At 66.2% G+C, this 26024-nt stretch carries 18 protein-coding genes and 2 pseudogenes; 11 read left to right on the top strand and 9 right to left on the bottom strand.

What is annotated here, in order from left to right:
- The first annotated feature begins 209 nt into the window (after window positions 1-209).
- Entirely contained in the window at window positions 210-1733 is a 1524-nt protein-coding gene (locus ACFQDH_RS09875) for a DEAD/DEAH box helicase (RefSeq protein ID WP_382400815.1), read from the top strand.
- A gap of 9 nt (window positions 1734-1742) precedes the next feature.
- Window positions 1743-2741: a LuxR C-terminal-related transcriptional regulator gene (locus ACFQDH_RS09870; protein WP_382400813.1), complete on the top strand. Its 999-nt coding sequence runs from the start codon at window positions 1743-1745 to the stop codon at window positions 2739-2741.
- 207 nt (window positions 2742-2948) lie between these two features.
- On the opposite strand, the gene ACFQDH_RS09865 is transcribed toward ACFQDH_RS09870, so the two are convergent.
- On the bottom strand, window positions 2949-3797 hold the full coding sequence (locus ACFQDH_RS09865; protein WP_382400811.1) for a PHP domain-containing protein: 849 nt from the start codon (window positions 3795-3797) through the stop codon (window positions 2949-2951).
- A gap of 184 nt (window positions 3798-3981) precedes the next feature.
- Here ACFQDH_RS09865 and ACFQDH_RS09860 point away from each other — a divergent pair, with 184 nt between their 5' ends.
- Entirely contained in the window at window positions 3982-4497 is a 516-nt protein-coding gene (locus ACFQDH_RS09860; protein WP_382400809.1) for a hypothetical protein, read from the top strand.
- Window positions 4498-4608: 111 nt separating this feature from the next.
- The gene (locus ACFQDH_RS09855; RefSeq protein WP_382400807.1) at window positions 4609-5433 is read left to right on the top strand and encodes an acyltransferase; all 825 of its coding nucleotides are present in this window, start codon (window positions 4609-4611) and stop codon (window positions 5431-5433) included.
- Between the two features lie 15 nt (window positions 5434-5448).
- Here ACFQDH_RS09855 and ACFQDH_RS09850 read toward each other — a convergent pair whose 3' ends face one another.
- Window positions 5449-6300 carry an ABC transporter ATP-binding protein gene (locus ACFQDH_RS09850; RefSeq protein WP_382400805.1) on the bottom strand — a complete coding sequence of 284 codons (852 nt, stop codon included), beginning with the start codon at window positions 6298-6300 and terminating at the stop codon, window positions 5449-5451.
- The gene (locus tag ACFQDH_RS09845) at window positions 6293-7201 is read right to left on the bottom strand and encodes an ABC transporter permease (protein WP_382400803.1); all 909 of its coding nucleotides are present in this window, start codon (window positions 7199-7201) and stop codon (window positions 6293-6295) included. The genes ACFQDH_RS09850 and ACFQDH_RS09845 overlap by 8 nt, the downstream gene beginning before the upstream one ends.
- A 333-nt stretch (window positions 7202-7534) precedes the next feature.
- Here ACFQDH_RS09845 and ACFQDH_RS09840 point away from each other — a divergent pair.
- Both ACFQDH_RS09840 and ACFQDH_RS09835 read left to right on the top strand, forming a co-directional pair.
- Window positions 7535-8893, top strand: a pseudogene (locus tag ACFQDH_RS09840) (UPF0182 family protein); the annotation flags it as partial.
- 5 nt (window positions 8894-8898) lie between these two features.
- A complete protein-coding gene (locus ACFQDH_RS09835) occupies window positions 8899-10263 on the top strand; it encodes a UPF0182 family protein (RefSeq protein ID WP_382400801.1) in 1365 nt (454 codons plus the stop codon).
- 90 nt (window positions 10264-10353) lie between these two features.
- Here ACFQDH_RS09835 and ACFQDH_RS09830 read toward each other — a convergent pair whose 3' ends face one another.
- Entirely contained in the window at window positions 10354-12468 is a 2115-nt protein-coding gene (locus ACFQDH_RS09830; RefSeq protein WP_382400799.1) for an acyltransferase family protein, read from the bottom strand.
- A 167-nt stretch (window positions 12469-12635) separates the two neighbouring features.
- On the opposite strand from ACFQDH_RS09830, the gene ACFQDH_RS09825 reads away from it, so the two are divergent.
- Both ACFQDH_RS09825 and ACFQDH_RS09820 read left to right on the top strand, forming a co-directional pair.
- Entirely contained in the window at window positions 12636-15269 is a 2634-nt protein-coding gene (locus ACFQDH_RS09825) for a CDP-glycerol glycerophosphotransferase family protein (protein WP_382400797.1), read from the top strand.
- 41 nt (window positions 15270-15310) lie between these two features.
- Entirely contained in the window at window positions 15311-17896 is a 2586-nt protein-coding gene (locus tag ACFQDH_RS09820; RefSeq protein ID WP_382400795.1) for a CDP-glycerol glycerophosphotransferase family protein, read from the top strand.
- 6 nt (window positions 17897-17902) lie between these two features.
- Here the strand turns inward: ACFQDH_RS09820 and ACFQDH_RS09815 are convergent, their stop codons facing one another.
- From ACFQDH_RS09815 to ACFQDH_RS09800, 4 genes are all read right to left on the bottom strand, one after another.
- Window positions 17903-19309 (bottom strand): SDR family NAD(P)-dependent oxidoreductase, encoded by a 1407-nt coding sequence (locus ACFQDH_RS09815; RefSeq protein WP_382400793.1) that lies wholly within the window; start codon window positions 19307-19309, stop codon window positions 17903-17905.
- Window positions 19310-19430: 121 nt separating this feature from the next.
- Window positions 19431-21359 carry a CDP-glycerol glycerophosphotransferase family protein gene (locus ACFQDH_RS09810; protein ID WP_382400791.1) on the bottom strand — a complete coding sequence of 643 codons (1929 nt, stop codon included), beginning with the start codon at window positions 21357-21359 and terminating at the stop codon, window positions 19431-19433.
- Complete coding sequence (locus ACFQDH_RS09805; RefSeq protein WP_382400789.1) at window positions 21356-22168, bottom strand: CDP-alcohol phosphatidyltransferase family protein; 813 nt, start codon at window positions 22166-22168, stop codon at window positions 21356-21358. The genes ACFQDH_RS09810 and ACFQDH_RS09805 overlap by 4 nt, the downstream gene beginning before the upstream one ends.
- Window positions 22169-22277: 109 nt before the next feature.
- On the bottom strand, window positions 22278-22571 hold the full coding sequence (locus tag ACFQDH_RS09800) for a hypothetical protein (RefSeq protein WP_382400787.1): 294 nt from the start codon (window positions 22569-22571) through the stop codon (window positions 22278-22280).
- A 120-nt stretch (window positions 22572-22691) separates the two neighbouring features.
- Between ACFQDH_RS09800 and ACFQDH_RS09795 the strand changes: the two genes are divergently transcribed.
- Window positions 22692-22922, top strand: a complete 231-nt coding sequence (locus ACFQDH_RS09795) for a hypothetical protein (protein WP_382400785.1) — start codon at window positions 22692-22694, stop codon at window positions 22920-22922.
- 67 nt (window positions 22923-22989) lie between these two features.
- Window positions 22990-24497: pseudogene (locus ACFQDH_RS09790) on the top strand (aminopeptidase P family protein).
- Between the two features lie 229 nt (window positions 24498-24726).
- Here the strand turns inward: ACFQDH_RS09790 and ACFQDH_RS09785 are convergent.
- A complete protein-coding gene (locus ACFQDH_RS09785; RefSeq protein WP_382400783.1) occupies window positions 24727-25428 on the bottom strand; it encodes a L,D-transpeptidase family protein in 702 nt (233 codons plus the stop codon).
- Between the two features lie 169 nt (window positions 25429-25597).
- Between ACFQDH_RS09785 and ACFQDH_RS09780 the strand changes: the two genes are divergently transcribed.
- Window positions 25598-26014 carry a hypothetical protein gene (locus ACFQDH_RS09780; RefSeq protein ID WP_382400781.1) on the top strand — a complete coding sequence of 139 codons (417 nt, stop codon included), beginning with the start codon at window positions 25598-25600 and terminating at the stop codon, window positions 26012-26014.
- Window positions 26015-26024 lie beyond the last annotated feature (10 nt).

Raw genomic sequence — 26024 nt, 5'->3', positions numbered from 1 at the left:
CACGCCCGTCACGTACGAGCACAACCGGTTCACCCAGGTGCCCGGTCGGTCACGAAGACACAGCTGCGGGGTTGCCCGCTACCCGAAAAATTCCGATCGGCTCCGCTACACCGCGCGAAGCGATGCTCGCGCCGGCGCGACCCTTGCAAGGTCACCGCCCGGCGCTGGAGGCGACGCAAGCCGATCACAGGAAGATTTCATCACCCGTCATGACCGACGAAACCACCATCACCCAGCCCGACGAGACCGCGCCGGCACAGCCCGACGAGGCCACGCCCACCCAGACGTTCGCTGACTTCGGGGTGCACCCCGACATCGTCGCCGCGCTCTCCGAGGCGGGCATCACCACACCGTTCCCGATCCAGGCGATGACGCTGCCCGTGGCCATGTCCGGCCACGACATCATCGGCCAGGCCAAGACAGGCACCGGCAAGACGCTCGGCTTCGCCGTCCCGATGCTGCAGCAGACCATCGGCCCGAACGACGACGGGTTCGAGCAGTCGATCGCCCCCGGCAAGCCGCAGGCACTGGCCGTCGCGCCGACCCGCGAGCTCGCGGTGCAGGTCGCCGGCGACTTGCAGACCGCGGCCAAGCGCCGCGGCATCCGCGTCGCCACGATCTATGGCGGTCGAGCCTTCGAGCCGCAGATCGACCAGCTGAAGAAGGGCGTCGAGATCGTCGTCGGCACCCCGGGCCGGCTGATCGACCTCGCCGGCCAGGGTCACCTCGACCTGAGTCACGTGCGCAGTGTCGTGCTCGACGAGGCCGATGAGATGCTCGACCTCGGCTTCCTGCCCGACGTCGAGAAGCTGCTGGCGATGACGCCGGCTTCGCGCCAGACGATGCTCTTCTCGGCAACCATGCCCGGCGCCGTCGTGTCGCTGGCACGCCGTTACATGACCCAGCCCACCCACATCCGGGCGATGAGTGAGGACGGCGACGACCGCCAGACGGTCGCCGCGACGGAGCAGTTCGTCTACCGCGCACACGCCATGGACAAAGTCGAGATGGTCGCGCGCCTCTTGCAGGCAGAGGGTCGCGGCCTGACGGTCGTGTTCACCCGCACCAAGCGCACCGCCGCGAAGGTCAGCGACGAGCTGACCTCCCGTGGTTTCGCAGCCGCGGCCCTGCACGGCGACCTCGGCCAGGGCGCTCGTGAGCAGGCGCTGCGCGCCTTCCGCACCGGCAAGGTCGACACCCTGGTCGCCACCGATGTCGCAGCCCGCGGCATCGACGTCGAGAACGTCACCCACGTCGTCAACTACCAGTGCCCCGAAGACGAGAAGACCTACGTCCACCGCATCGGCCGCACCGGCCGCGCCGGCAACACCGGCATCGCCGTCACCTTCGTCGACTGGGACGACCTGGGCCGCTGGGGCCTGATCAACAAGGCGCTCGACCTGGGCATCCCGCAGCCTCCGGAGACCTACTCCTCCTCCGACCACCTCTTCACCGACCTCAACATCCCGACCTCGGCAACCGGCGAGTTGCCCCGCGCCCAACGCACCCGCGCGGGCCTTCGGGCCGAGCGGGTCGAGGACCTCGGCGAGACCGGTAAGCAGCACGGCGGCCGTGACAGCAGTCGCGACGGTGGCCGTGTTGGCACCCGACCGCGCAAGCCGTCCGGTCGCAACGCCGACGCCGAGGGCAGCCGCGACAACAGCACACCGCGTCGACGCCGTCGTACCCAACGCGGTGGGTCCGCGGGCCGGGCATCCGCCGAGCAGGGCTGATCCGGGCCCGTGGCCGGAGCGCGGTTCAGTCCGCCATACGTCGACCGGCTTCGGGCGGCCGACCGATGGCTGCGCACCTCTGATCGGGATGCTCACGCGGTGCGCTACGCCGTGTGCCGGACCACGATCTCGGCGTTGACCCGGGTCGACAGCTTCTATATCGGGTTCTTCCGGGAAGAGGACACCGTCTTCATCCCCTACATCTACGACCACGATCAGTTCCTGCGACCGAACATCGGGCGCTACAGCAAGCACGGCGTTTCGCATTGGATCCGTAGCAGCAAGCAGCCCTACGCCTACCGGGATGACGGCGGACGCCGGCTGACGAACGCCATGCCGTTCGGCGACATCAGCGAGGTGTCACTGGACGCGATGGCCGTACCGCTGATCGACCCAGTGACCGGTGAGGTCGCCGGCTTGATGAGTGCTCAGAGCCTGGAACCCCACGTGTATGACGACGAGGCGATCCGTGCCCTGGAGTGGCTCGGCCGCGCGCTGATGCACTCCTTCGCCCGGGACACCGCTGCGCAGGACGAGCTCGACCTCCACACGATCTACCCCGAGCTGGACACCAGCAACATGCGCGACGAAACGGACCTGATCGATGCGGTAAGTTCACGGGTCAACCGGCTGCACCGGCAGATCAGGGAACTTGCCGAGCTCGCGTCTCCGTCCGGTGGCCCGGTGGCCGAGGCCGCCCACGCACTGCAGCAGCTGTCAGAGACGACATTGGTCGAAATAGGTGATCTCTTCGGGGCTTTCACGGGAGCCGGCCAGGACCCGGACGCTCCCGACCCGGCGGCCGAGCTGACCGCTCGGGAGCGCGAGATCGCCCAACTGATCGCCCGCGACGGCGTCAGCAACGCCGACCTCGCGCGGCAGTTGCACATCTCGGAGAAGACCGTCAAAACGCATGTCGGCAATGTGCTGCGCAAGCTCGGAGTCGCCCAGCGCGCAGGCATCGAGCTGGTCCTCAGCACACCCCCGAGGGGTGGCTCCTACTCCTAGGGCCTAGGCCCGGGCTGTGCAAAGTTCATACCGAGTCGCATAGCTTGGCTCGGCCCGATCGGACACGATGGACAAAGCTCGTTCGCAAGACTGGGGGAGCGGACGACGGTCCAGGGAGAGATCGCCGGCACATTCGGGGATGTGCCGGCGATCTTTTTATCCCCACTGCGGTGTGTCGCGAGGCCCTCACCCTCGAGGGCAGCACTTTCAGGGCCGGATCGGCCCGCTACCGGAAGTCGCCTGCTCGACCAGCTGCTCCAACACCTCCGGCGAGGTCAGGTTCTCGCCGAGTTGGTTCCGCTTACCCGTGCCGTGATAGTCACTGGACCCGGTCACGAGCAGGCCGAGCCGCTCGGCCAGCTGCAGGCCCTGCCCGATCGCCTCGTCGGTGTGATCGCGGTGGTAGATCTCCAGACCGGCGAGCCCGGCGTCCGCCATACCCTCGATCACGTCGGGTCCCACGGTGCGCCCGCGCGCGGCCGCGAACGGGTGCGCCATCACCGGCACTCCCCCGGCGCCGCGCACCAGCCGGGTCGCGACCGACGGATGCGGCGCGTAGTGCGACACGTGGTACTTCGAGCCCGAGGCGAGGTATGCCGTAAAGGCTTCGTCCCGTGACGCGACGACCCCGGCGGCCACCAGCGCGTCTGCGATGTGCGGGCGGCCGATCGTGGTGTCCGCGCCGAACTGGTCCTGCACCTGCTGCCAGGTCAGGCCCGTGTCCGGAGCGAGTCTCTCGACCATCCGCTCGGCACGGCTGCGGCGGGATGCGCGCGCGCGTTCCAGCTCACGCAGCAACGGAGCGTCGAGCGGGTCGATGAAGTAGCCGAGCAGGTGAATGCTGATGCCGTCATACGCGCAGGAGATCTCGATACCCGGCACGAGCGTGACGCCCGTCTCGGCGACGGCCCGTGCCGCCTGCCCCCAACCGCGGGTCGTGTCGTGGTCGGTCAGCGCGACGACGTCAAGCCCGGCCTTCGCTGCCGACCGCATGACCTCCGCGGGGGTCTCGGTGCCGTCGCTCTGAGTGGAATGGCTATGCAGGTCAATGCGCACGGAGGCTCACTCCGCGTTCGCGTTGCGAGTCGCAAGCTCCCTGCAACGCGGCCCCATCCCGAGCCTCCGATGCCTGTACCCAATGAACTTCATGCGCTGACTGTAACTGTCCGAGCAGCATCGCCGCGCGTCCGTATCCGCGTCTACGCCACACCAGCGTGTCCCGGCTGACAAGCTGGACCCCATGCCCGATGCCCGGTCCGCACCCGCCCCGCCTCGCCTGGCCGCGCTGCGTCCGAAGTCGGTCGTGAGCGCCATACGGCTGATGTATGCCGGAGTGCTGCTCGCCCTCATCGGGGTCCTGGTCAACGCCCTGTCGCGCGGCGCCATCACCAGCGCCCTGCAGCACACGAACGAGTCGCGGTCGGCCGGCGACCGGCTGACGGCCGGCGAGCTGAAGCACGCGGCCGATCTGACCTACGACGGGTTCCTGACCATGTCGGTCGTGGCGACCGTCGTCTGGCTGGTGATGGCCATCGCCAACAGTCGAGGACTGGGCTGGGCACGGATCGTCGCGACGGTCCTGGTTGTGATGAACCTCCTGCTCACCATCGGTATGGCGACTCGAGGCACCACCGCCGCCACGATCGCCGAGGTGCCGACGCTGCTGGTCGGCGCCGCTGCAGCGTGGTTGCTGTGGCAACCGCCCAGCACGACCTTCTTCGAACGCTGTGCCGCGCTGCGCGCGCACGGCAGCTAGCACGCACCCCCGGGCGCCGGCTGACGATTCGCCGGGAACTGCCTGGGTCGTGTTATCTTGGTGGTCGATTTACTGCTCGGGACGCGCTGTCGATCGTTTGGATAAACTGCATTGAAAACCGTCACCCTGGCGCCATATTCTGATGAGAATGGCAACCGTATCGAATTCACCGGTACCCCAACGGAATCAATACACATTACCTTTCGCGGTAAAAACAATCTCGCCCGCATTCACTCCGAAGCCAAAGCCTCGAAGTTACGCATAGATTTCAACGGGAACAACGGGACATTCCTACTCGGTTCCAACCGGCACAAGCGCACCTTCTCCGGCAACGTGCGCGTCGGACAGGACGCCGAGGTACGGATCGGGGACGAGGTCTCCGCAACATCGTCGGTCCTCATCTCCGCGGTCGAAGGCGTTTCGGTCGATATCGGCGACGACGTGATGTTTGCCAGCCGGAACGAAGTCCGGGCCGATGACGGCCACCCGATTTTCGACGTCCGCACCGGCAAGCGGGTCAATGATGCACAGTCGATCAAGATCGGACAGCACACCTGGATCGGGGCCGGCGCCATCATTCTCGCTGGCACCAAGATCGGTCAGGGATCGGTCATCGGAATAGGCAGCATCGTCACGCGAGACATCCCGAACAATTCAATTGCAGTCGGCTCCCCGGCACAGGTCGTCCGCACGGACATCGCCTGGGAGCGCCCACATCTCGGCTTGGTCCGACCGTTCTACAAGCCTGATGCGTCGACTGTGGAAAAGTCTCCTTACTGGCATCTCACGGCGGACGACGACACCGTGCCGAAGGTCGCTCCGGCTGCTGCGTCGGGCAGCCAGAAGTTATCTGTACCCCGTGCCGCCGCGACCCGTCGGCTCCGGCAGGCAGCGCGCCGGGGCCGTACCGCGTGGCGCAGGCGGCCGTTCCGTTAGTCCGGAACTACGTCGCTAGCCGGTGGCCCGCACACCGGCTGCTTGCTGCTTCGCAGCCTCTTCGGCCTGCCGCCGCTGATCCTCACGCCGCCGCGCGGCCTTCTGCGGGTCGTGTTTCTCCTCGTAGGCGTCGAGCACCTCGTCGGTGGCGCCGTCCATGACCAGCTGACCCTTCTCGAGCCAGATCGCGCGGTTGCAGGTCTCCCGCACGACGCCGAGACTGTGGCTGACCAGGAACACCGTGCCGGCCTGGTCGCGCAGTTCCTTGATCCGGCGCTCGCTGCGCCGGCGGAACTCCGCGTCGCCGGTGGCGAGCGCCTCGTCGATCATCAGGATGTCATGGGCCTTGCTCGCCGCTATCGCAAAACGCAAACGAGCACCCATCCCGCTCGAATACGCGTTCATCGGCAACGCGATGAACTCACCGATGCCGGCGAACTCGCAAATGTCATCGAAGCTCGCCGCCACCTCTTCCGGCGTCATACCCATCGCCAGACCGCCCAGGGTGATGTTGCGCTCGCCGCTCATCGTCGAGATCAGCGCCGCGTTGACACCGAGCAGGGCTGGGTCTCCCCGGGTGTATACGGCGCCGGCGGAGGGGGTCAACAGCCCCGCGATACCCCGCAGCAGCGTCGACTTGCCCGACCCGTTCGGACCGATGAGGCCAATGGCGTCACCTTCCCAGGCAGTGAAGGAGACCCCGCGCACCGCGTGCACCTCACGCAGCCCCGGCGTCGACTGGCGCATGATCGTGCGCGCCAGCGCGGCGGCACCGCCGCGCTTGGCGTATCGACCGGAGATCTTGTAGGTCAGATGGACATCGTCCGCGATCACCGTCGGCGTTCGGCCCTCGGCTGAATCAGTCACGACCGTATTGCTCCTCTGCCTTCCAGAAGAATACGTAACCGCCCCCGGCCACGACGACCGTCCAACCGAGCGCAATGAGCCACTCGTTCACCGACGCAGCTGGCGCAGATTTCAGGAGTGCACCGCGGTAGAGATACATGAACTCCGCTGCCGGGTTCGCGTTCAACAGGTTGCCGACCAGCGGATTCATGTGTGCCGTCATCTGGTTGATGCTGAACATGACGCCGGAGGTATAGAGCCACACGCGCAGGATGAACGGCAGCATCTGCGACACGTCCGGCACCTTCGCACCGATTCGCGCGAAGATGAACGCCAGCCCGACACAGAAACATGACTGCATCGCCAGTGCCGGAATCACCAAGAGCCAATGCAGACGGATCGGCTCACCGGTGATCAGCACGATCGGCACCAGCACGACCAACGACATGAGCATCTGTTCGAGCGCGACCACAGTCGCCGAGACCGGAAACACCGCGCGCGGAAAATGCAGCGTGCGAACCAGGGAGATGTTCGACTGCAGTGACCTCGCGCCGGAGTTCAGGCTGGACTGGATGAACTGGAAGACGAAGATACCGACCACCAGGAAGCCGATGTAGTTCGAGACTCCCCGTCGGGTGTTGAGCAACAGTCCGAAGATGAAGAAGTAGACACCCGCATTGAGCAACGGGGTCAACACCTGCCAGGCCTGGCCGAGCACGCTCTTGGAATACCCGGAGGCGTTGGTCGCCCGGGAGAACTCGACGATGAAGTAACGCCTGGCCCACAGCTCACGCGTGTATTCGGCCAGCGGTGCGCGAGCGCCCGCGCGCTTGAGGCCGAACCGATCGACCAGCGCCCGCACCTCCTGGCCGGACGGCTGGACGCCCTCCGGGGTCTTGGATGTCTGCGCCGACTGTGTCACGACGTGCAGGATACGGCATCCACCACGCCTTTCCATCCTCGTGGCGGCCCGCCCGACCACCACTCTGGGCGCGCTTTCGCCGACCTGCGCCAGCTGACGGCCAGGAGCCAGTTTCCTGAGAACAACCTCCGAATTCCCTGAAGGGCACACTCGATTTCGGCGCCTACGATGTGCCCGATCTGAGGGCGCACGCAGAAGGGGCAGCGCTCTCGCAGTTGGTAGATCGGGCCCACCTGGCGTTGCACAGGTGCCCGCCAAGGAGGCTTTCATGCAAGAACCAGGCCGCAGTCTCACCCTGTTCCGCCGGGGTAGGCAGAGGTGAGTGTCTTGCGTATGCCGTCCGCGCAACTTGCCGAGCCCCAGCGGCGCGCGAGCCTGATCGGTCTCCTGCGCCGCTGGATGATCCGGTTGGCGATCGTGGTCGTGGCGCTGGCGGTCGTCTACGTCCTCTTCCAGGTGGTGGTGCGCATCGCCACCACCTACCTGTGGTTCGACTCCATCAACGCCGGGTCGGTGTACTCCAAGGAGATCTGGGCCAAGGTCGGGCTGTTCACGGTCTTCGGGCTGATCGCCGGCGTCATCGGCGGCGCGACCATCATGGCCGTGCGCCGGGCGGGACCTCGGCTGGCGATCAACCCCGAGGACGACATCTTCCGTTCGGGCTTCCGACACATCGAGCCGCACATCAAGTGGCTGATCGTGCTCGTGGCGGTAGTGGTCCCCGCTGTGCGGATCGGCGAACGCGCCGCTGCACAGTGGCAGACCTACCTGCTGTGGAGTCACGCCACCTCATGGCACAAGAGCGACCCGTTGTTCCACAAGGACATCTCGTTCTATATCGAGGTTCTTCCGTTCCACATCGCCATCGACTCGCTGTTGTCGAGTGCGGTTCAGTACGGGCTGATCATCGCTGTCGTCTCCGGTTATTGGTATGGCGGATGGCGCCTGCGCGGTGGCCGGCAGAAGGTCACCCGGCCGTTCGTCATACTCCTGTCGTTGCTGTGCGCCGCCTACGTGTTGCTGAAGGCCGTCGGTTACTGGCTGGCTCGATACGCTGCGACCACCTCCGGCCAGGGCCCGGTGACCGGCGCCGGGTACACCGCCGTCCACGCACTCGTTCCGAGCAAGTACGTCATGGTCGTCATCGCTGTCCTGTGCGCCGCATCCCTGCTCGTCAACGGGTTCGTCCTGGGACGTGCCCGAATGCTCGTCGCCACGCTGGTCACGCTGCTCGTCGCCGCGTTGGTGGTCGGTGCAGGTTGGCCGAAGCTGGTCTACCGGCTCCGTGAAGCGCCCAGCCAGGCGCAGGTCGACCTGCCGGAGATCGCCCAGAACCAGAAGGCCACGCTCGCGGCGTTCGGTCTCGACGGAGACGTCACGACCGTGCCTTACAACTCGTCGTCGAACACGACGAACCCCAAAACTCTGGTCGGCCTCGCGAACAAGACTGCGCAGATCCCTGTCCTCGACCCGAACAAGCTGTCCCCGACCTTCACGGTCAAACAGCAACTTCAGCCGTACTACCAGTTCAAGTCGACTCTCGACGTCGGTCACTACAACCTGCCCGGCGCGACCGGGCAGGACGTCGCGATCGCGACTCGTGAGCTGAACCTCTCCGGGATTCCCAGCAGCAGTTGGGTCAACAGCCACCTCGTCTACACCCACGGTTACGGAGTCGTGGCAGCCCCTCGGACCGGATGGACGCAGCGACGGAGAGCCCGGCGTTCCTGGACGGCGGCATGCCACCTTCCCAGGAGATCCCGGTCTCTCGGCCGCAGGTCTACTTCGGGCAGGGGTTCCCGTCCGGTTCGTACGCGATCGTGGGCCAACCTGCCGGAAGTCACCAGAACCTCGAATTCGACCACCCCGGTTCCAAGGGATCGGCCAGCTCCGCGCACACGACTTACGCCGGCAATGGCGGCATACCGATCGGGTCGACCCTGCGTCGGTTCCTGTTCGCGACGCAGTTGAAGAGCCCGAGCATCCTGTTCAGTTCCGAGCTGAACAGTGCGTCCCAGCTACTCGAGATTCGCAATCCACGAACTCGCGTCGCCAAGGTGGCGCCCTGGTTGACCCTCGACGGCGATGTCTATCCGGCAGTCGTCAACGGCAAGATCGACTGGGTCGTGGACGGTTACACCACTTCCAACAACTACCCGGACTCACAGCAGGTCAACCTCCATTCGGCGACGAACACCACGCTGACACAGGACGGTTCGTCGGTGTCGCAGTCGAGCACGGGTGTCAACTACTTGCACAACTCGGTGAAGGCCGTCGTCGACGCCTACACCGGAAAGGTCACGCTCTACGCGTGGAACCAGAAGCAGCAGCCCGATCCGTTGCTGAAGGCATGGGAGTCGGTCTTCCCCGGCCTGGTGAAGCCGCAGTCGAGCATCTCCTCGTCGTTGCTGGCGCAGTTGCGCTACCCGACCGACCTGTTCAACGTGCAGCGCACGCTGCTGGCGAAGTATCACGTCACTGGGCCGGAGGACTTCTACAGCGGAAACGACTTCTGGACCGTCCCGACCGACCCGACCGTCGCAGCCGCCAAGACGATCAACGGGGCGTCCTCGGCCGCGGCCACGCCGAACCAGCCGTCGCAGTACATCTCGATGTCCGCGAACGGCTTCGGCGCCGAGCGCTACGCATTGTCCAGTCCGATGGTCACCTACAACGGCCGCGACCTGGCCGCGTTCGTGTCGGTTGACGCGAAACCGGGACCCGACTACGGGAAGTTCACCGTGCTGTCGTTCCCCTCGGAAGGCGGCGGTGAATCACCGTCCCAGGTGCAGAACGACATCGAGTCGGACACCACGATCACCGAAGCACTGACGTTGCAACGTGGTGGCCAGTCCAACGTCGTGCTGGGCTCCCTCGAGGCGATACCGGTGGCCGGGAGGCTGCTGTATGTCGAGCCGGTCTACACGCAATCGACCGGCAGCCAGTCGTTCCCGATACTGCGTCACGTCATCGCGTTGTACGGCAACGGGGCGCCGTCCTTCGACAACAACCTGCAGGGAGCCCTGAAGACCGCGGTCACCTCGGCCGCGACGAGGGGCTGAATCCTCCGAACCGCAGACAGCTGTGCCCCGGCCGCTTCGGCCGGGGCACAGCTGTCTGTGTGGCACCGGGCTCCAGCCCGGTGCGGCGGGTCAGGACACGCCGACCCCGAGGTGCTGGAGGTTCGCCTCCAGGTAGGGGGTCAACGAGCGGGCATAGGTCGCGGTCATGTGGGATCCGTCGAAGTAGACCGTGACACCGCCGATGACCGCCGGGCAGGTCTTCGTGGTGCAGAAGTACTTGGTCATGTCGATGGTGTGCACACCTGGTACTCCTGCCGCGGCAGCGGTGAACGGGTAGTACCACTTCCAGGACGTGGGCGTGCCCGAGCACTTGTCGTTCGCGCCGGGGTGCTCGGCCAGGCAGTCCGGAATGGTCTGGACCGTCTTGCCCGGGTAGGGAAGGTCATGGATCAGGACGATCGGGGTACCGCCGGCCGACCACTTCTTCAGATAGGTGTGGAACCCGGCTTGCGCGACCTTCTCGCTCGAGGGCCAGTCGTTCTTGCCCAGTGATTGGACCGACTCCCGGTTGGAGCTGATGATCAGGTCGTACTGACCGTGCGCCGTCTGGTCCAGCACCCACTTGCCGTAGTTGTTGCAATTGGTGGTCATCGCCGTGGTCGGGAACTTCTGCAGCTCGTCGCTCGGCGCGCACTGTGAGATCAGGTAGGTCGTGATCGACCAGTTGTTCTGCTTGGCCATCTCCTGCAGGGCCGGGAGCCAATGACCCGCGTGCGAGTTGCCGACGAGAGCAACCTTGATCTTGCCGGAGCCGTAGTGGCAGATCTCCCGACCCGTGTATGGCGAGTCCGACCAGCAGTTGTCCTTGTATGCCGAAGGCTTGTCGTTCTTGGCGGCCGCTCCGGAAGGCACCGGTTTCACCGCCGGGTCCTGCGGGCACGCGGTGAACCCCTTCGCCATGGAGGCCGCACCGAAGCACGGGCCGGCGTTGGCCGCGGCCTTCGCCGCCGCCTGCTGCTCCGCGCGCAGCTGCGCGTTTCCCGACCACCACCAGCCGCCCGCGGCGAGCGCGAGCGCCACCATCGCCGCCACGCCGTAGCGGTAGGTGTTGCCCAGCACCTTCCGGGTGCGTTTCTGGCGGAACACGTCCTCGATGTACTTCTTGGACAGCGTCGCCAGCACGATCGACACGATCAGGATCCCGAACCTGTCGATCCGGCCGAGGTGTCCGCTCTTGTACGGCAAGAGGGCGATGAGCGGCCAGTGCACCAGATACAGGGAGTACGAAATGTCTCCGACGAACTGCGCCGGACGCAGCGCGAGAGCCTTCCCGGCCAGCGTCGATTCGGTCGGATGGAAGCAGAGCACGAGTGCGGTCCCGACGGTCGGCAGCAGGGCCGAGTAGCCGGGGAACGGCATACTGCCGACGTAGGTGAATCCGGTGACCAGAATCGCGGCGAGGCCCAGCCAGCACAGGCTCGTCCGCGCCCACAGCGGAAGCTTCTCGACGGCGACCGCCGGCAGGACCGCGACCAGCCCACCGAGGGCCAACTCCCAAATCCGCGTGGGGGTGACGAAATAGGCGCCGGCCGGGTTGACCGACGTGTACCAGACGGAGTAGGCCAAGGACCCAGCGAACACGACCCCGAGCACGGTCATCAACCGCGCGGTCACCCGGCCGGAGTCCTCGGCTGCCGCCGTCACCCGCCGATACGCCCACCAGATCGCCAGCGCCATGACGAACGGCCAGAAGATGTAGAACTGCTCCTCCACCGACAGGGACCAGTAGTGCTGCAGCGGGCTGGGCGCATTGTCCTCAGCGAGATAGTTGACGCTGTTGCCCGCGAGCACCCAGTTCTCGACATAGAAGATGCTCGCGATCGTCTCGCGGGCAGTGCCCGTCCACATCGTCGACGGTGCCACCGCGCGGGTAGCGACCGCGGTTGCCAGCAGCACCACCAACGCCGTAGGAACGAGACGTCGGATCCGCCGCGCCCAGAACTCCGCGAAACCCCGACCCGAGCTGGGTCGGGTCTTCAGCAACACCGCCGTCATCAGGAATCCGGAGATGACGAAGAACACGTCGACGCCGGCGAAGCCGCCGGTCAGCCGACCGGGCCAGATGTGGTAGATGACCACGAGCAGGACCGCGATCGCGCGCAGGCCCTGGATGTCGGAACGGAAGGCAATGGCGCTTCCGACGGTGCGCGTGTGCGGTGCAGGCGGCTTGGCGGTAGTCGTCACGGCGACCAACCATAAGTGCCGAAACTGAATACTTGTTAAGCGTGCGTTCTCCCGCTGAGGGTTGCGGACCCCCGTCAGGCGGTGCTCGCGATGGCAGGTCAGCACGTCTCGACCAGTTATCCTGACGCCTTGCCGTCATACTCACAGCCAGCCGAAAGTGATGAAAGTTGACACCGACTCCGAAGTTCAGCGTAGTGGTGCCGTTGTTCCGCACCGAGAAGTACCTGGGCGACCTGCTGGACTGCTTCGATTCACAGGTCCCTGACGACTACGCGTTGGAGTTCATCTTCGTCGACGACGGGTCGGACGACGCATCGGGTGCGATGGCCAAATCATGGCTGGACCGCTCGGCACACGCGGGGCAGGTGATCCGGCAGGACAACGGCGGTGTCTCTCGCGCCCGCAACACCGGCATCACCGCAGCAACCGGCGACTGGATCACCTTCCCGGACTCCGACGACCTGCTCAGCGACAACTACTTCGCCCAGGCCGCCAAAACCGTGCGCGGCGCCGCCGGTTCGGAAGCGGTGCTGCTCAGCGCCAACGTCTGGTACTACGACGAGGCGACCGGCAACCGGCGCGACCAGCACCACCTGCGGCACAAGTTCCGCGACAACTCGGCCACGGTGGACCTGGGTCTGCGGCCGACCTTCATCCAGACGCAGGCCGCCTCGGCCTTCTTCCGGCTGGACATCATCCGCGAGCACGAGGTCTCCTTCGTCGACGGGCTGCGGGTGGCCGAGGACGCGGTCTTCTCCGCCACTTACCTGCTGCATGCACCCAACAGCGTCGTGGCGCCGCTGAAGAAGTCGATCTACTACTACCGGCAGCGCAGTGACGCCACGTCCGCCGCCAACACCTACAAGACCAACCCCGACTTCTACTTCGGCCGTTTCGACCGCGGCTATCTCCCGCTGTTGGAGCTCGCGCAGTCCCAGGGCGGGGTGCCCAGGTGGCTGGAGTACCTCGTCCTCTACGACTTGGGCTGGTATCTCCCGCGCGAGATGGAGCGCGAGCGCAAGGCCATTCACCTCACCGACGACGAGAAGACTCGTGCCGTCCGGCTGCTTCAGGACGTGTTGCACCGGATCAGCGAGCCGGCCGTCGTCAACTACCGGCTGACTCGCATCTCGGGCGAAGTGCGTGCCCTCATGCTCACCCTCGGTGGTCGCCCGCTGCCGGACAACGGCATGGTCCGGGTGTCCAGGAACCTTCCCGGCGCGTTCGAGATCTGTTACCTCTACCAGGGTGACCTCCCGACCGAGTCCGTCGAGAGCACCGGCCGGGCCGTGACCCCCGTGGCCACGAAGACGCGCAAACTCGACTACCTCGGCCAGGACTTGTTGCACGAGCGCATCCTGCGGCTGCCCGCTCTGCCCGACATCAGCATCGTCCTGGACGGGAAGCCGCGACCACTGCAATACGGGCCCTATTACTTGGGGGTGTTCGAGGCCTCCTCCGCGCATTCGCAGATGACGGCTCCCACGAAGCCGAATCTCGTGCCCATGTGGCGACAGGTCGCGATCCGGGGCGCCGCCGAGGTGGTGTGCTACACCAAGGCTCCGATCAGGTCAGCACCCACCGTCGTGAAGAAGGGTGCGGCGCTGCGGAACAAGCGCTACAACGCGGCGATCCAGAACCTCGCCAGGACCCCACGGGTCGGCGGCAAGTACACCGACGCGTGGCTGATCATGGACCGCGTCGCCTCCGGGCACGACAACGGTGAATACCTCTACAACTACTTGCGCGCCGAGCGACCGAAGATCAACGCCTGGTTCGTGATCAAGAAGGACACTCCCGAGTGGGAGCGGCTGACCAACCTCGGGTTCCGGCTGATCGCCTACCGCAGCCTCGAGCACAAAATCGCCCTGCAGAAGGCGTCAGTCGTCGCATCGTCCCAGCTGGACGTGGAGATCGTCACACCCATCCCGAACACCTTGTACCCGCGCAAGCGGCGCCCTTGGCGGTTCGTCTACCTGCAGCACGGAGTGTTGCAGCACGAGTTGTCGCACTGGTTCAACAGCAAGGACATCGACCTGCTGACCACTGCCAGCGTCGACGAGCAGGAGTCGATCGTCGCGGACGACACGTCATACAAGCTGACGTCCGACAGCGTGGTGCTGACCGGTTTCCCCCGGCACGACGACATCGTCAAGAAGGCCGAAGGACACCCCTACGACGAGCGGTCGGTGGTGCTGATCGCCCCGACCTGGCGTCACTCGCTCTTCCTGCCCAAGTCGTCGTTCGCCGCTCGGCGCAAGCTGCGCGCACCGTTCCTGCAGACCGACTACGGCCGCAACTGGATGGGCCTACTGCGCCACCCGGAGTTGAAGCGACTCGTCGACGAAGAACACGCGCAGATCATCTACCTCCCACACCCGAACTTCCGCGGGAACACAGCCGACGTCAGCTACCCCGACTACGTCACCGTGATCGACGGGGCACCTGACATCCACGAACTGATGGCCAGTGCCCGGGTGACCGTGACCGACTACTCGTCGATCTTCTTCGACGCGGCCCTGGCCAAGTCGCGAGTCGTCTATTTCCAGTTCGACCAGGACGCGTTCCTCAATGGTTCGCACACGTACTTGCCGGGCTACTGGGACTACGACGAGCACGGCTTCGGTCCGGTCGCCACCGAGCTGTCCGACGCTGCACGCCTGACCACCGAGGCGTATGACGACAAGGCGTCGCAGTGGCCGGCCATCTACCAGGACCGGATCACCCGCACCCTCCCGCTGGCGGACGGCAAGTCGGCCGAGCGGATCACCCAGCTCATCGAGAACAAATTCCGGCGCTGAACCTCCATGGACCGCCGACGGTCCGAGAAAGTGAGACCCAGTTGAGCGGGGGCCGCCTGCAGTTCAGTGTCGTGGTGCCACTGTTCCGCACCGAGAAGTACCTCGCCGAATTGCTGGACTGCTTCGACGCGCAGCGACCCGGTGATTACGACCTGGAGTTCGTCTTCGTTGACGACGGGTCGGACGACGCCTCGGGCGACATCGCTCGAGCCTGGCTCGCCCGGGCGCCATACAGCGGACAGGTGATCCGGCAGGACAACGGTGGCGTCTCGCGCGCCCGCAACACCGGCATCACCGCAGCAACCGGTAACTGGATCACCTTCCCGGACTCCGACGACCTGCTCAGCGACAACTACTTCGACGAGGCCGCCAAGGCGGTAGGCGGTGCCGGGTCGGACGCGGTGCTACTCAGCGCCAACGTCTGGTCGTATGACGAAGGGTCCGGCGCCCGGCGAGACAACCACCACCTGAGGCACAAGTTCCGCGGCAACACCGCCACGGTCGACCTGCAGCAGCAGCCGACCTTCATCCAGACGCAGGCCGCCTCGGCCTTCTTCCGGCTGGACATCATCCGCGAGCACGACATCGCATTCGTCGACGGGCTGCGGGTGGCTGAGGACGCGGTGTTCACCGCCACCTACCTGCTGCACGCGCCCAACACCGTGGTGGCGCCGCTGCGGAAGTCGATCTACTACTACCGTCGCCGGCGGGACGCGACCTCGGCCAACGACCTGACCACGACGAACCCCGATTTCTACTTCGGCCGGTTCGACCGCGGGTACGTCCCGTTGTTGGAGCTCGCGCAGGCCCAGGGCGACGTGCCGACATGGCTGGAGTACCTCGTCCTCTACGACCTGAGCTGGTATCTCCCCCGCGAGATGGAGCGCGACCGCAAGGCCACCCACCTGACGCGCGACGAGAAGGCTCATGCGGTCCGGCTGTTGCAGGAGGTGTTGCACCGGATCAGCGAGCCGGCCGTCATCGGCTACCGGCTGACTCGCATCTCGGCCGAGGTACGTGCGCTCCTACTCACCCTGGGTGGCTACGCCCTGCCCGACGCGGGCCTGATCCGCGTGTCCGAACGCGGCGAGAACGTGTCCGAGGTCTGCTACTTCTACCAAGGCGACCTCCCGACCGAGTCGGTCGAGAGCGGCGGTGCCCCTGTCACCCCGATCGCCGTGAAGAGCCGCACGCTCGACTACCTCGGCCAGCAGCTGCTGCACGAGCGGATCCTCCGCCTGCCGAAGCTCTCCGACGCCCGACTGATCCTCGACGGCCAGGCTCACCCGCTGACGGTCGCCGACGACGATCCCGCGGCACCGGACACCAGTGATGTGCCGACCTGGAAACGGATCGCCAACCGCTTCGCCGCAGAGGTGGTGTGCTTCACCTTCGCTCCGATCAAGGCTCCAACCGCCGTCGAGCAGGCGGCCGCGCTGCGCAGACAGCGCTACCGCACGGCCCTTCGCACCCTGGCGCGGACGCCGCGCTTCGCGAAGAAGTTCGCCGATGCCTGGCTGGTGATGGACCGCCTGGACTCCGCCCATGACAACGGTGAATACCTCTACGACTACCTACGCTCCGAGCGACCGGACATCAACGCGTGGTTCGTGATCAAGAAGGACACCCCCGAATGGGAGCGCCTGCGGGAGCGCGGGTTCCGGCTCGTCGCCTTCCGCAGCCTCGAACACCAGGTCGCCCTCCAGAATGCAGCGGTCGTCGCGTCCTCCCAGCTCGACATGGAGGCCAGCCAGCCGATCGCACCGGACCTCTACCCGCGGAACACCCGGCCGTGGCGGTTCGTCTACCTACAGCACGGGGTCCTGCACCAGGACCTCTCGCACTGGTTCAACGGCAAGGACATCGACCTGCTGACCACTGCCGGCGTCGACGAACGCTCGACGATCGTCGCCGACGGCAGTTCGTACAAGCTGACCACCGACGACGTGGTGCTGACCGGTTTTCCTCGCCACGACGCCGTCGTGAAGGCGAGCGAACGCCACCCCTATGACGAGCGGTCGGTGCTGCTGATCGCCCCGACCTGGCGCAACAGCCTCTTCCTGCGCAAGGCCCCCTTCGCGGCCCGGCGCAAGCTGCGCACTCCGCTCTCGCAGACCGACTACGGTCGCGCCTGGATGGGGCTGTTACAAGCCCCCGCACTCCAGCGTCTCACCGACGAACAACACGCGCAGATCGTCTACCTGCCCCACCCGGAGTTCCGCGGCAACACTCCGGACCTCGACTTCCCCGATCACATCACCGTGCTCGACCAGGCCCCGGACATGCCCGAGCTGTTGGCCAGGGCACGCGTCGTGGTGACCGACTACTCATCGATCGCCTTCGACGCCGCGCTCGCCGGCTCCCGCATCGTCTACTTCCAGTTCGACCAGGACGCCTACGCCTCCGGCACCTCGCACACCCAGGTTGCCACCGAATGGGACTACGGCATGGACGGTTTCGGCCCGGTCACCACTGAGCCGGCTGACGTCATACGCCTGATTGCGGAGGCGTATGGCGACAAGTGGCCGGCCGTCTACCAGGACCGGATCCGACGCACCCTCCCCGTCACCGACGGCAAGGCTGCCGAGCGCATCACCCGGCTCATCGAGAGCAAGTTCGGGCGCTGACCCGGATCAGGACTGGCTCGGTGCCTTGGTGCCCGCTTCGGCTGCGGTCGGCAGCTTGCGGCGTACGTCGATCACCGCTCCGGTCAGCTCCGACGCCAGCACGGCCAGCGACGCCTCGGCGACCTCCTCGGCCGACAGCAGGGTGCCGGGCGGCTCTTCACCGAAGGCCGCCAACCGCATCGGCGTTGCCGCCCGCTCCGGGTTGATCACGTTGACCTTGATGTCGTCGGCCGCCCATTCCTCGGACAGTGCCTGTGTCAGGTTGACGACGGCCGCCTTGGTCGAGGAGTAGAGCGCGTAGTTCTCGCGACCTCGTGTGTATGACGAGGAGGTGAAGTTGAGCAGGTGACCGCCGGACTTCCTCAGGTAGGGGTAGGCGGCCCGGGCGACGTTGACCGGCGCCATGTAGTTGACGTCGATGACCTTGGCGACGTCCTCCGCAGTCGCGTCGGCCAGCCGACCCATCTGCAGCACGCCGGCAGTCAGCACGACGGCGTCGATCTGCCCGTGCTCCTGTGCGGTCTTCTCGAATGCGTCAGCGATCTGGGCGGCATCCTCGACGTGCAGCCCGGTGGTCGACCGGCCGTGGGCCACGACGGTCGCGCCGAGTCCGCGCGCCAACCGGTCGATTTCGGCGCCGATTCCGTAGCTACCACCAAGGATCATGATCGTCTTGCCGGTGAAGAACTCCCGCAGGTCACCCTCAGGCACCGGCGCGTCCTGGGTGCCCAGCTGGAAGAACTTGTCGACGATGTACATGTCGAGCGGGTAGGTGACCTTCATGTTCCGGTCGGACCCGAGGATGGTCTTGGTCCGGACGTCCGGCAGGTACTTCAGCACCACTCCGCAGTCGTCGGTCGCCGAGAAGTAGGGGTCCTCGGCGGCGAGCTCGTATGCCGAACGCAGCACCGACAGCTTGAAACCCTGCGGGGTCTGCCCGCGCCGCAGGAAACTGCGGTCCGGGATGTGGGTGATGATCTCTTCCTCGTCGACCGTGACGATGGTGTCCGCAGACGGGATGACCACGTCGACGGCGTTGTAGTTGTCCAGCGCCGTGGCGCAGTCCTTGAGGATCCGGCCGTCGACCAGGGGGCGGACCGCGTCGTGCAGGAGGATCTTGGCTTCTTCCTCGTCGATCGCGTTGAGCACCCGCATGGTGGTCTCGTTGCGGGTGGAACCGCCCTCGAGGATCCGGGACACCTTGGGGTACTTGTCCCCCAGGATCGTGGCGGTTTTCTCCGACCAGCCCGGGGTCACCATCACGATCATCTCGTCGATCACCGCGGAGTCGTGCAGCGCGGCGACGGTGTGCTCGAGGATGGTCTTACCGGAAACCTTGACCATCTGCTTGGGCACGCTCAGCCCGAGCCGGGCACCGACACCGCCGGCCAGTACAACGCCATACGTCTTCACGCGGTCACTTCCTCAATACGTCGTCGACACCGCAACGTCATACATCCCGGTGGTGGATCGCAAATGCTCAGCCCTGCTGCCGGGCCGGGCTCGGCGAGTTTAACAAAGGGTGAACAGCCCCTCAGCCGGCCGCAGCAACCGGCTCCGAACCGCCGGCGAGGACCGCCTTCGCCGAGTCCAGGAACAGCCGGACGCTGTCCCGCTCGTCCCCTAGGTAATAAGAACGCAGCTCATGACGGACCGCCTCCAGCGGGTCGGCATCCCCACCCATCAGCGGCGCCAGGCGCGCGGCGAGGTCGTCGTCGCCCAGGTCGATCAGGTAGGTGGCTCGTAGGACGGGGTACTCGTCGGCGTCAGCCAGCGCCTGCGTATTTGTCGGCAGGACGACCGCCATCGGCTTGCACGACGCGAGGTAGTCGGACGCGACGCTCGAGACATCGGTGACCAGAGCGTCGGATCGGTTGAAGTTGCCGATGATGCTCTCTTTGAGAGCCTGCGAGCTGGTCAGGTGCGCACACTCCGGGGTCCTGGCGGCTACCAGCATCGCGTTGATCCGGGCGATCGTCTGGGCGGCCTGGCGCTGACCCGCCGACAACGGGTGCGGACGGAAGATCACCCGCGCGCCGTCGTCGATCAGGGCGCGCACGATGCGTTCGCCGTGCTCCAACGAGCTCAGGCTCATCTCGCGCATCCCCGACTGCCAGGTGGGCGCGTAGAGCACCGTCCGTCGCCCGGGAGCCGGATCGACATTCTGCTCGACGACCTCCGCGACCTGCGGCCGGCCGACGATCACGCACTTCTCCTTCGGCATGAAGACCCCATGCCGGCCGAACCTGTCGATCGCCGCCGGTCCCGCGACAAAGTTGCGGTCGAACATGGCGAAGATCGGGTGGTAGCTGGCCGGCTTGTCCGAATCGCCGTGATTGAGGTGGACGTGGGTGCGGTCGATGTAGCGAACCCCGTCAGCAATGGATCCGTTGATGTTGACGTAGAAGACCGCGCGCACGCTGGGCACCATGCACACGTCCAAACCCGTGACGACCGGGCAGGAGATCAACGGCGCCGTCGTCTTCAACCGTGCGGCGCGTGGCAACATCTGCGAGCTCCGGGCCAGGATCGCGAACGGAACACCGAGCTGCTCCAGGTAGGGCAACCACATCTTCAACTGGTAGTCGCCGGCGACCGGTCCGCTGAAGTAGACGTAGAACTGCGGTGCGTAGCGCTCCAGCGCGGCCCGCACCTCCAGATCGGCTCGGCCGCCACGACGCGCGTGGACCATGGCGCGCAACCGCAACCCGCACCGACCCAGCCAGCCCAGCGTCACCAGGAGGGCGATCGCGCCGATGTATGACGGAAGGTCCCAGATCGACTCGGCGATGAGCAGCAACGCGAGCAGCACTCCCGCAGTCGGGACGACGGACGTCAGCGCCCCCGGCTCCTGTGCGCGCTGGTCATTGGGCACTCCGGGCAGATTGAACGCACGGATGCGCTGGACCACGCGGCCGTGCAGGGCGCCCTGTGCGAGTGAGACCACCACTGCGACACCGACGAGCAGCGCGAGCCAGACCGTCGCCGCACCACGAGCCTGCAGGCTCAGTCCGCAGGCCAGGGCAGCGATGAGTGCCGTGATCGACATCGCCGAACCCGGAGGTCGCTTTCGGCCGACTCGCAGGATCTTGCCCAATTGCCACAAGGAGAGTGCGCCGACGATCGGCCCGAAGGACGGCCACGCGGCCAGCGCTGCGGTGGCCGCGATGAGCACGACCGGCGCCTGGAGTCCTGGGACGGAACGAGCGGCCCGGTTGAGCCGACCGATCCACGGCATCCGCGCGTTGAGCCAGGCCACCCACTTCATCCGGGCGATGCGTCGTTTTCCGCGTGCCTTGAATCGATTGACGCGCTTCTTGACGCGCTTCTCGAGTCGCCATACGCGCTTCTCCAGCTGCTTCTCCAGCCGCACGGCGCGGGCGCCCCAGGGGGCGACGTGGTTCTTCATCGGTGCGATCCGCGCCGACACCGGACCCATCCGGACCTTGACCGCCGCGATCATGCCTTCACCCTCGGAGACGCCATGATCGCCAGGAAATGTCCGACCACTGCGACCCAGACCAGGACCACCAGCGCGGTGACGGCGACCCGGAACACCTGCTGATCGTTGCCCAGGATGAGCCCAATGATGCCGAGGCCGAGTGCTACCAGGCCGAGGTCGACGGAGTGGAAAATCCGATGGAACGGTAAGAAACGAAAGACTCTGCGCGCCATACCGAGCAGGTTAGTCGTTGGCACCGCTTTGGCCTCCGCAGTGTCGGGCAGCCGCTCGATCCCGGAGAGCGAGCGAGCAACGTGCACCATGTCGTTGAGCGACTTGTTGACCAGGATCCCGCCCATCAGGAGCGCGCCGAGGAACGCGTACTTCCACGGGTCGACATCGGCCGGATGCCCGCCAATCACGCCGGCGGCCCGCAGCCCCAGCGCCAGTCCGACGAAGCCTTCGGTGGTGTAGTGCGCAACCCGGTCGAGGAAGATGCCGGCCGGACTGAATCGTTGCCGCCACCTGGCCAGCTCGCCGTCGACCGCATCCAGGAACATCTGCAGCTGGCCGAACAGCACCGCGAGGATCGGACCCCAGATGCCCGGGATGAGGAGGGACGCACCGACGCACCAGCCGGAGACGATCATGATGCCGGTGACGCCATTGGGAGTGATCCGGGTCGGCACGAGGAGTCGGGTCAGGTGCACCGATCCGTCACGCATGTAGAACCCGGACCAGTGCTCGGCGTTCTTACGCCCACGCACCGACTCCGGCTGGCACACCGCTCGCAACTCGGCTATTCCTGGCCGTCGATGCTGGTCGTTCACGAAAGTCCTCCCGGTTGTCTACGAACGCGAGTGTCGCAGGTCATCCCCTTCTGGGAGAAGTTCACCGTCCATCCCGGTCCGGGGGTCGTCCTGGCACAGTCACTGTCCGCTACCTAGGATCGAGCGCCATGACCACCTCGATGTCGACACGCTGGCTGACCGTTGCCACGGCCGGGGCGCTGCTTGCCGGTCTGACTGCATGCTCGGGCTCGAGCGGGGGCACCGCGTCGCCCACCCCCAGCAGCCACGTATCGATCCCCACCACGGTGACCGCGGCTGCAACACCGACCCCGAGCACGTCGACCGAGAAAGGCAGCATCAGCAGCGGCGATTCGTCGTTCTCGCTCGTCGCGCCCACCGGCTGGAAGAAGCTGGACCAGAAGCCGGCGACACTGGCGATCAAGGCCCCTTCACCGCAGGACAAGGTGACGACCAACTTCAACGTCGTCGTGCAGAACCCCCAGCCGGTCCCGGCGCTCGACGACGTGGTGACCCAGGCCGAGATCGCCTGGCGCCAGCAGGGGTGCACATCAAGGACGAGCCGGACCGCACGATCGGCGGACTGCCCGCCCGCGGCTATACGTTCGACCGCACCGCGCAGGGCGCGAGCTTCACCCAGACGCAATACTTCGTGGTGTTCCGCAGTCATGTCTACTCGATGACGATGACCAGCGCCTCGTCGGCCGGCGCATCGGCCGGCGCCGATCAGGCGCTCACCGCAATCTTCTCGACCTGGGCCTGGAAGCAGCAGTAAGGACCTGTGTCCCGCTGAACCACCGCTCGCCGCTCGTGCCCCGCAGTGACATGCGACGATGGGAGGTGTGAGTGAGAAGCAGCAGAAGTCGCAGTCCCGCAGCCAGCCGTCGCCCGAGGCGTTCCGGTCGTTCATCAGCTCCGGCTGGGCCCCGCGCAGCGATGGCACGCCGGACCGAGCCGAGGTTGCCGGCTACGCCGCGGAACGCCGCGCCGCCGTGTCCGACGCGTTCCCGGGCGAGCGTCTCGTCATACCTGCTGGTGGGCTGAAGGTCCGCAGCAACGACACCGACTACATCTTCCGACCGCATTCGGCATTCGCCCACCTGACCGGCCTGGGCGCCGATCGTGAGCCGGACGCCGTGCTCGTGCTCGAACCGCGTGATGGCGGCGGACACGACGCGGTGCTCTATTTCCGGCCGCTGGCCGCCCGGGACACCGAGGAGTTCTTCGCCGACTCCCGCTACGGCGAGTTCTGGGTGGGCAGCCGCCCGACGCTCGAGGACGTCGAGGCCGAGCTGGGCGTGATCGCCAAGCACATCGACGAGTTCACCGACGCGGTCGCCAAGGACGCCGGTGAGATCGGCGTGCGAGTGGTGCGCGACGCCGACACCGAGGTCACCGCGACCGTCGACAAGGCGCGCACTTCGGAGGCCGAGGCCGAGTCGGCCGCCGAGCAGCGCGTCGAGGCCGACGCGGAGCTGGGCCGCCTGCTGTCGACCCTGCGGCTGGTCAAGGACGCCTTCGAGATCGAGCAGATGCGCCAGGCGGTCAACGCGACCGCCGAGGGCTTCTCGGCCGTCATCGCCGAGCTTGCCGAAGCGGTTCGTCGTGGCCGTGGCGAGCGCTGGATCGAAGGCACCTTCGGGCTGCACGCACGGCACCAGGGCAACGGTGTCGGCTACGAATCCATCTGTGCCGCAGGCGATCACGCCAACACGCTGCACTGGATCAAGAACACCGGCGACGTGCACGAGGAGGACCTCGTGCTGCTCGACGCCGGTGTCGAGGTCGACTCCTCTACACCGCGGACATCACCCGCACGCTGCCGGTCGACGGCACCTACAGCGACGAGCAGCGCAAGGTCTACGAGGCCGTGTATGCCGCCCAGCAGGCCGGCATCGCAGCCGTGAAGCCGGGCAACAAGTTCTCCGACATACACGCGGCCGCGATCCGGGTGATCGCCGAGCACCTCCACGAGTGGGGCCTGCTGCCCGACGGTGTCGACGTCGAGGGCACGCTCGACACGGAGGAGGGGCAGTTCCACCGCCGTTGGATGGTGCACGGCACCAGCCACCACCTCGGCATCGACGTGCACGACTGTGCGCTGGCGCTGCGGGAGGACTACATGGACGGCGAGTTGAAGCCCGGCATGATCCTGACCGTCGAGCCTGGCCTCTACTTCAAGGCCGACGACGAGTTGGTGCCCGCCGAGCTGCGCGGCATCGGTGTGCGCATCGAGGACGACGTCCTGGTGACCGAGGACGGCCACGACGTGCTCTCCGAGGCCATCCCGAGCAAGCTCGAGGACGTCGAGGCATGGATCGCACGCGTGCAGCAGGGCTCGAAGGGCTGAGCCGACAAGCTCGCTGGAATGGCGAACGGCTGGTGCCGGCACACCCCGAATGTGCCGGCACCAGCCGTTCCCTCCCTGTGACTCCGGCCGGTTGAAGAAGCCGGAGGCGAGTCCCCCACGGTGCTGATACTTGATAGACGACGTGGGATCCGATTACGTTGCGTGCCGTTTCAGGACGTGACCTTTTCGTGACCTTGGCTCGCTTTACGCCTGCCCAGCCGGGCCAGGCTCAATACACGTACACCTGTCGATGGTTGACCATGATGCCCGCCCGGATCAGCATGTCCTGCGCCGCGATCGACAGGCGGCAGCAGCCGTGCGAAGCGTTGTATGCCGGAATGCTGGTCGAGCCGTGCAGGGCGATGCCGCCGTTGAAGTAGTAGGGCTTGTACATCGAGCCCAAAGCCCCGGTCTGCCAGCCGTTCACGTGGCTGTAGACGCTGAACTTGCCGCTCGGAGTCCGACCGTCATACCAGCGACCCCAGGCGTAGAACGGCTTGTTGGCGCCGGTGCTGGTGTTGAGCGTGTAGCGCACGGTGGATCCCCACACGACCAATGCGAGCTGGCGCGTCTTGTCGACCTCGATGCGGTAACCCGCCCCGTAGCGGGGCGACAGACGGGTGTTGGACGCGACCTTGGCCCAGGTCATCGGACCGACGACGCCGTCGCGGGCCAGACCCCACACCTTCTGCAACGCGAAGACCGCCTGCTGGGTCTGTGCTCCGAAAGCGCCGTCCGCGGTGCCGCACCAGTAGCCGACGTAGTTGAGCCGCTGCTGCAGGTAGGTGACGTTCGAGCCTTTGCTGCCGTATTTGATCGTCGCTCGGGTCGCTGCTTCCGCGGTCCCCGCAGTCGCGACCCCGATGACTCCGAGAGCGCCGGCGGCTACTACTCCGCCAAGCGCCTGCCGACGTGCGATCGATGAATTCATTGTGTTGCCCCCAACTCCCCCGAGTCACCCGAGCGAGCAACTCTGTGTCGAAACCCCTTCGACGACACCAGTATCGCGCGGGGTTAATGGCTAAGACGTGCGAACCGACAATTCGGTTGTCCAGCCGTCCAGACATTTTCCCCCATCCACCCCGGGATACGCTCACCTGGTGTCGGAAGTGACTACTGCCCTGGCCAAGTCGAAGGTTGCGTGGCTGCTGTTGCCAGCCGACGTCACCGTCCCCTGTTGGTATGCCGCCTCCGGTGAGACGGCATACGTCGTCGGCGGTGAGGGCGAGCAGCCCATCCCCGAGCTGCCTGACGAGCTGCGAATCATCCTGCGGGAAAAGGAAACCCGACGTGCCATCGGTCCGGTTCCGGCACGTGCGACGCGGGTTCAACCCGGCTCCGCGGACTGGGGAACAGCCACGAGCGCGCTGCTCGGCGCCCGGCAGAGCAATCCACCCGAGGGGCTCGCCGAGCACTGGGCGGAGCACTGCGCAGTCTGGGCACTGGACCTGGCGCCGGAGAACTTGCCCGGTCACCACGCCGAGCCGCCGCAACCGTCACCGGTCGCACCTGACTAACCTTTCGCAG

It is taken from the genome of Flexivirga alba (genome assembly GCF_042661025.1).
Classification (GTDB): Bacteria; Actinomycetota; Actinomycetes; order Actinomycetales; family Dermatophilaceae; genus Flexivirga; species Flexivirga alba.
This window is presented reverse-complemented; position numbering and strand designations above follow the sequence as displayed.